General features: G+C 51.7%; 7 protein-coding genes. 6 read left to right on the forward strand and 1 reads right to left on the reverse strand.

The window, feature by feature from the left end; genetic code table 11:
- Nucleotides 1-547 precede the first annotated feature (547 nt).
- The 4 genes from ON072_RS20650 to ON072_RS20665 all read left to right on the forward strand — a co-directional run bounded on the left by ON072_RS20650 (nucleotide 548) and on the right by ON072_RS20665 (nucleotide 3,496).
- The gene (locus ON072_RS20650) at nucleotides 548-1,117 is read left to right on the forward strand and encodes a LemA family protein (RefSeq protein ID WP_025010793.1); all 570 of its coding nucleotides are present in this window, start codon (nucleotides 548-550) and stop codon (nucleotides 1,115-1,117) included.
- Between the two features lie 21 nt (nucleotides 1,118-1,138).
- Nucleotides 1,139-2,173 (forward strand): DUF3137 domain-containing protein, encoded by a 1,035-nt coding sequence (locus tag ON072_RS20655; protein ID WP_208166072.1) that lies wholly within the window; start codon nucleotides 1,139-1,141, stop codon nucleotides 2,171-2,173.
- Nucleotides 2,174-2,391: 218 nt separating this feature from the next.
- On the forward strand, nucleotides 2,392-3,039 hold the full coding sequence (locus ON072_RS20660) for a lytic transglycosylase domain-containing protein (protein ID WP_081782944.1): 648 nt from the start codon (nucleotides 2,392-2,394) through the stop codon (nucleotides 3,037-3,039).
- Nucleotides 3,040-3,064: 25 nt separating this feature from the next.
- A complete protein-coding gene (locus ON072_RS20665; RefSeq protein WP_093981629.1) occupies nucleotides 3,065-3,496 on the forward strand; it encodes a hypothetical protein in 432 nt (143 codons plus the stop codon).
- Between the two features lie 147 nt (nucleotides 3,497-3,643).
- Here the strand turns inward: ON072_RS20665 and ON072_RS20670 are convergent, their stop codons facing one another.
- On the reverse strand, nucleotides 3,644-4,501 hold the full coding sequence (locus ON072_RS20670; protein ID WP_025010798.1) for a 23S rRNA (adenine(2030)-N(6))-methyltransferase RlmJ: 858 nt from the start codon (nucleotides 4,499-4,501) through the stop codon (nucleotides 3,644-3,646).
- 131 nt (nucleotides 4,502-4,632) lie between these two features.
- Here ON072_RS20670 and ON072_RS20675 point away from each other — a divergent pair, with 131 nt between their 5' ends.
- Together ON072_RS20675 and ON072_RS20680 are read left to right on the forward strand one after the other, a co-directional pair.
- Nucleotides 4,633-5,391 (forward strand): class I SAM-dependent methyltransferase, encoded by a 759-nt coding sequence (locus ON072_RS20675; RefSeq protein WP_037437101.1) that lies wholly within the window; start codon nucleotides 4,633-4,635, stop codon nucleotides 5,389-5,391.
- A 281-nt stretch (nucleotides 5,392-5,672) separates the two neighbouring features.
- Nucleotides 5,673-5,999, forward strand: a 327-nt coding sequence (locus ON072_RS20680) for a TnsA endonuclease N-terminal domain-containing protein (RefSeq protein ID WP_274626170.1), incomplete at its 3' end; no start/stop codon positions are given.

Here is a 5,999-nt window from a genome sequence, read left to right on the forward strand (position 1 = left end):
AATAACTCTCCAACCGTTTTCATTTCCAGTCCACGCTAATCTGCGATGAACCAAAAAAAAGGACCCAGGGCGGGTCCATAAAGGCAAATTCGCTGAACTAATTCGCTTTGCCCCAACGTTGTGTCATTACAATTTACAATACGCTGTCTGAACCTTGCCTGAACATAATAAAAGCTATTTGTAAACAGTATGATTCAATTTCTTCGCTTTGACGCACGGTAAACAGTTTTCCCATGGCCTATAGCGGCTTCCGACAGACTTGAGTCAAAAACTGCTGTTTTTTTACCACTCAAAAATAGATAAATATTTCAAATGAATCATTTAGATAATGTTTCCATGTACTAAAAACGTACAGTCCAAACCTTTGATTTACAGGATTTTGCTTAAATCTATCTTTAAAGCCATATAAGTTATGGTTTTCATTGACTTGGCAAGACTCGCCGTCAAGGGGCCAGCATAGGTTCAAAATCACAACAAAGATGCATTTGCGGCCATTTTATGGTTAGCTGGCGCAGTTCAGAAAAAACTGCATGGAACTTTAGCAAATATGGATGGATTTTTGTTGATACTGGCGATCGCCGTGATACTGATTTATCTCTGGTATGTCAGCCTGATAAAAAAACGCAACACGGCCCGTGAAGCCCTCTCCGGCATAGATGTCCAGCTCAAGAAAAGGGCCAATCTGCTGCCCAATATTCTCACCATAGCCAAGCGCTTCATGGACCATGAAAAACAGCTGCTGACCGAGATCACAGAATTACGCACTCAACTGACCCAAAGCTACAATCCGGCCGACACAGATGCGGTAAAACAACATCTGGATTTGGCCAACCAGCTCAACAGCCGTGTCGGCCAGTTGATGGTGTCGGTAGAAAACTACCCTGAACTCAAGTCAGACAACACCATGTTGCAGGCGATGCAAACCTATAACGAAGTGGAGGCCCATATTTCTGCGGCGCGGCGTTTCTACAACTCGGCAGTCACTGAACTCAACAATGCGGTGGAAATTTTCCCGGGTTCAATCATAGCCTCCATGGCCAAGGTGCAGGCTCTGCCCTTCTATGAGGCGGATGAAAGCGCAAAAAGTCCGGTCAATGCCGGCGACTATTTGAACTGAGACAGAGTAAAAGATTGACCCGTGAATATTATCACCTTCCTGATGGGGGCCAAGATTTCCCCGGTACGCCCGGGAAAAGGTTTACAGGCCCCCAGCGAAGATCTGCCCAAGCTGCAGCAATACTATCGCCAGCATATACAGCCCAAGGCCAGTAAGTATGAAAGACTGAGGATCAAGAGCCTCAAGCAGTGCCGAACCCGGGTAGCCCTGTTTGTACTGACACTTGTGGCGACTCTGCTGCTGGTTTGGCACTATTGGTACGACCTTATGTACTACAGTTCCCTTGGCCCGGAAGCTTCGTTTGCCCTCGCCCTTACCCCGGTTTTGCTGATGTTTTTCTGGTGTAAGAAACCCATCAAGGCGTTTCAAACACAGGTTAAAAAAGATCTGTTCCCGCTGATCTTCCGCTATTTCGGCGACGACTTTACCTTTAGTCCCAACGATGGTTTGCCACTGCGACCATTTCGTGATGCCGGCATTTTGCCCAAGCACGACATAGCACATTCCAGTGATTTTATTACCGGTAGCTATAAACAGGTCGAACTGGGGATCAGTGAATTAGTGCTGAAGTCAGAATATCGGGATAGCAAGAATAAGAAGCGTACCAGCGAGGTATTCAAGGGACTGGCCATGACCTTTACCGTGCCACAAAACTTCGGCTGCCATGCGGTATTGATCCGCGACCGCGGCCTGCTGGGGAAACTCTCTTCCAGCTATTCGGGGCTGAAGCAGATGAAGCTGGAAGATCCTGTGTTCGAGAAAGAGTTCGATGTCTTCGCCGACGATCAGATCAATGGCCGGGTGTTGATGAACCCTTTGTTTATGGAGCGTTTGCTGGACTTGAGCAAGAAGTTCGGCCGGGATCTGCGCTGCGCCTTCCACGGCAGGCAGCTGTTGATCCTGTTTCCCAGTAACAAGGATAGATTCGAGACCGCCTCCATCTTTGAGGGAGCCACCTTCGAAAAGGAGTTCAGCCAGATCCACAGTGAAATGCAGCAACTCTTTGCTATCATTGACATATTGAAACTGGAAACACGGGCGGGTTATCAGGCGTGAAGCACACTTCCGGCCAAGGACTCATCTCTTTGCTACTCTGGCTGCTGAGCTCGGCGCTGCCCTTTGCTGCGCTTGCCGGCACCGAGATACCTATGCCTTCGGAAAAGGCCGCCATGGGTGAAGAGCCCTCAGCCGTAGGAAAAAAGCCCTCAGCTATGGATAAAGAGCATTCAGCCGTAGGAAAAAAGCCTTCAGCTATAAGTAAAGAGCCTTCAGTCATGGGTGAAAAAATTTCAGCTTTGACTAAAGAGCCTTCGACCAAACCCCGTATAGTGGCGCGTTACTCCGAACACGGCATCAGTGACAGCAGTCTGCCGAAGCGTAAAGTCTATCAGTACCGCCAGGCCAACGGTGTGATGGCGTTCAGCGACAAGCCCCCCGGCAGCCAGGAATATCAGATCATTCTCTATGATTGCTTCGCCTGCCGACCGGACTCCAAGGTGAACTGGCAGGCAATCCCTCTGTTTGACAGTGACTATGCTGCCGAAATCGCCCTCGCCGCCCAAACCTACAATCTGGATCCTGCGCTGATCCGGGCGGTGATCCACGCCGAGTCGGCCTTCAACGCCAAGGCCCTGTCTCGTACCGGCGCTATGGGGCTGATGCAGTTGATGCCGGATACCGCCAAAGAGCTTGGTGTCAGCAACGCCTTTGTGGTATCACAGAATATCGATGCCGGTAGCCGCTATCTGGCGCAGATGCTGGCCCGTTTCGATGGCGATATGACTCGGGCGCTGGCGGCCTACAATGCCGGCCCTACCACAGTGACCCAATATCGCGGCGTGCCACCCTACCCGGAAACCCGCGCTTATGTGAAACGGGTGAAAATTTTGCTGGAGCGCTACCGCAATTTGAGCCGCGCCTGAGAGGCGCAACAACAAGGAAGTGAAGATGTTTAACCTCAAGTCCCTCGGCCTTTGTGCCTGTCTGCTGATGCCCTTTTCCACCGTAATAGCCTGTGATGACAGCCAACTTGGCCCGGTTCCCGCAACCGCCGAAGCGATAGCGGCAGTAAAGCAAGTCATGCAAAGCCACAAGGGCGAGCTAGACAACAGCATGAACGACGAGGAGATGCTGGATAAGGGCAGCCAACTGACCCGCACCATCTTCTGTGAGGCGGGCTACAGCCTCAAGGCCACTTGGGCCGCCTGGGCTCAGGATCAGTGGAACGAGCAGCCGGCTTACGATGGCCCCAACGGCATGGCACTGCGCAATATGATGAGTATCAGTGCCTATTTGATAGAGACCAATCCGCAGCAGGCGCTGGCGCTAGGGCTCATAGATGAGGCGACGCTGGCCGAGCTGAAAGCACTGTCGGAATAACTCACCACAGTCGCTATCACACAGTCGCTTAGGCGCCGTAAAGGCCACTGTTAACAGGCCGGGCCATTAGTACACAGCTCGGTATCCGACTTAGTACCCAATTAATACCCAGTGACCCGGCCAACTGTTTTTATGATGGAACCAAGCTTACTCGCCCACTTCCCAGGAGACAGTGACGCTGCCGCCACCCTGATTGAGCCTGGGGTGAAGCCAGGCCAGCAGCTCTTCGGCCTGGGTATCCAACTGCCAGGGCGGGTTGATGACCCACAGACCCGCCGCCGTCATACCGAATTCATCCGAGTCAGGCTTGATACTCTGCTCTATCCGTAACTGGCGCCGAATGCCGCTGTCTTTCAGCTTCGTCAGCATGGCTTCAGTCTGGGCCCGATTGACGACCGGATACCAGAGCAGATACACCCCGGTGGCAAACTTGCGATGAGCTTTTATCAGGGTATCGGCCACATCCTGATAGTCACTCTTGAGCTCATAGCTGGGATCCACCAGCACCAGTGCCCGACGCTCCAGTGGCGGCACGGCGGCCAACAGGCCCTGCAGACCGTCGCCGTGAACCAGCTTCACCTGACGGGCACCTTCAAAATACTCCTGCAGCAGTTCGACATCGGTATTATGCAGCTCGTGCAGCAGCATTCTGTCCTGCTCTCTAAGGTGCATATCCACTATCGCCGGAGATCCGGGATACCAGGCCAGCTCATCTGTGGCCTGCTCCTCGTTGCCTTCGTTGAAATGGCGCACCGCCTCCAGATAGGCTGTCATCGCCTGCGGCACACTCGTTTCCTGCCAGAGCTTGCCTATACCTTCCAGATATTCCCCTGTCTTTTGGGCGAAATCATCTTCCAGCGCATAGCCACCGGCACCGGCATGGGTATCGATATAAACCAAAGGTTTATCTTTCTTCTGCAACAAGCTCAGCGCCTGCAACAAGATGGAATGTTTGAGCACATCGGCATAGTTGCCGGCATGAAAACCGTGACGGTAGCTGAGCATGGGTTCCCCAATGACTGACGGGTAAATGACCGCGGCATTATAGCTGCTCTGCCTGCGAGTTGCAGCCGAACGTATTCAGTCAGGTTGGCATTTGGCATAATGGCGCCAATTCAGCCAAGGACTCAAACACAGTGAAGCAGCCAAGCCATAGCATTTATTTTGATACCCGGGAGCCACGCCTGTGCGCTATTGCCGAGCGCTGGGGCCTGAAGCATTCAGAAGACTCTGTGTTTGCCTTGGGGTTTGAGCAGGAAATGCTGACCCTGTTCAAACGTGACGAACCCAAGCTTGGCGGTATCTGTGTCGATTTTGTCAGCGGTGCCGTGGCCCACAGACGTAAGTTCGGCGGCGGCCGTGGCCAGGCCATAGCCAAGGCGGTCGGTCTCAAGCAAGGCGCCTGCCCCTCAGTGGTAGATGCCACGGCCGGTCTTGGCCGTGACGCCTTTGTGCTGGCAAGCCTTGGCTGCCAAATGACTCTGATTGAACGTAACCCCTTGGTGGCGGCGCTGCTGGAAGACGGTCTCAGCCGCGGTTATCAGGACAGCGAAATCGGCCCCTGGATGCAGCAAAGAATGACGCTGCTGCACGACTCCAGTCTGGAGGCGTTGAGCCAGATAAGTCCGCAACCGGATGTGGTCTATCTGGACCCCATGTATCCCCACAGAGACAAGTCGGCATTGGTAAAAAAAGAGATGCGGGTATTTCAGACCCTGGTCGGCGCCGATACCGATGCCGACGGCTTGCTGGCCCCGGCGTTGGCACTGGCGAGCAAGCGGGTAGTGGTCAAACGGCCGGACTACGCCGAAGACCTGGCCGGGGTTAAACCCAGCACTGTTATCGCCACCAAGAAAAACCGCTTCGATGTCTATGTCAAAGCGGCGATGAACTGAGTCGACAAGGAACATAGAGCCGCGCCATTTTGTGGCTGTCGCTGAATCCATAAGTTGACATAAAAAACCCATAAGCTGACAAATTAAACTAATAAGTTGACATAAAACCATCTTTGACGACTGTGCATTTAATTTTATTCCATAAAAGTATCAATCACTTGGTCAAAAATAAAACTCATAAGTTGACAAATTGGTGCGTCGAAGTACTCTAGCAATAACACATCGCTTAAAATTTACACATGTATATTCGAAATCTACGCAAGCCGTCACCGAACAAAAATGTGTATAAGTTCGCCAGCGCTAAAGTGGGTAAAACCATCATGTGTGAGAGTTCACTAGAGTTCGATGCCTGTTTTCACCATGAATACAACGAATCGGTGAGGACGTTCGATAGCCAGCCGGAAGGTTTTTACTATCAATTCGAAGGTAAAGATTTACCTTACACGCCAGATACGATTGTTCAGTACATTGACGGCCGCATTCAGTTCCATGAATACAAGCCTTTAAGTAAGACACATGACCCCATCTTCAAAGCCAAATTTTTCGCAAAAAAAGAGGCTGCTCAGTCACTTGGGGTGGAACTTATTTTAGTCACCGACGAACAAATT

This window comes from Shewanella sp. K8, assembly GCF_028823715.1.
In the GTDB taxonomy this organism is placed as follows: Bacteria; Pseudomonadota; Gammaproteobacteria; order Enterobacterales; family Shewanellaceae; genus Shewanella; species Shewanella algae.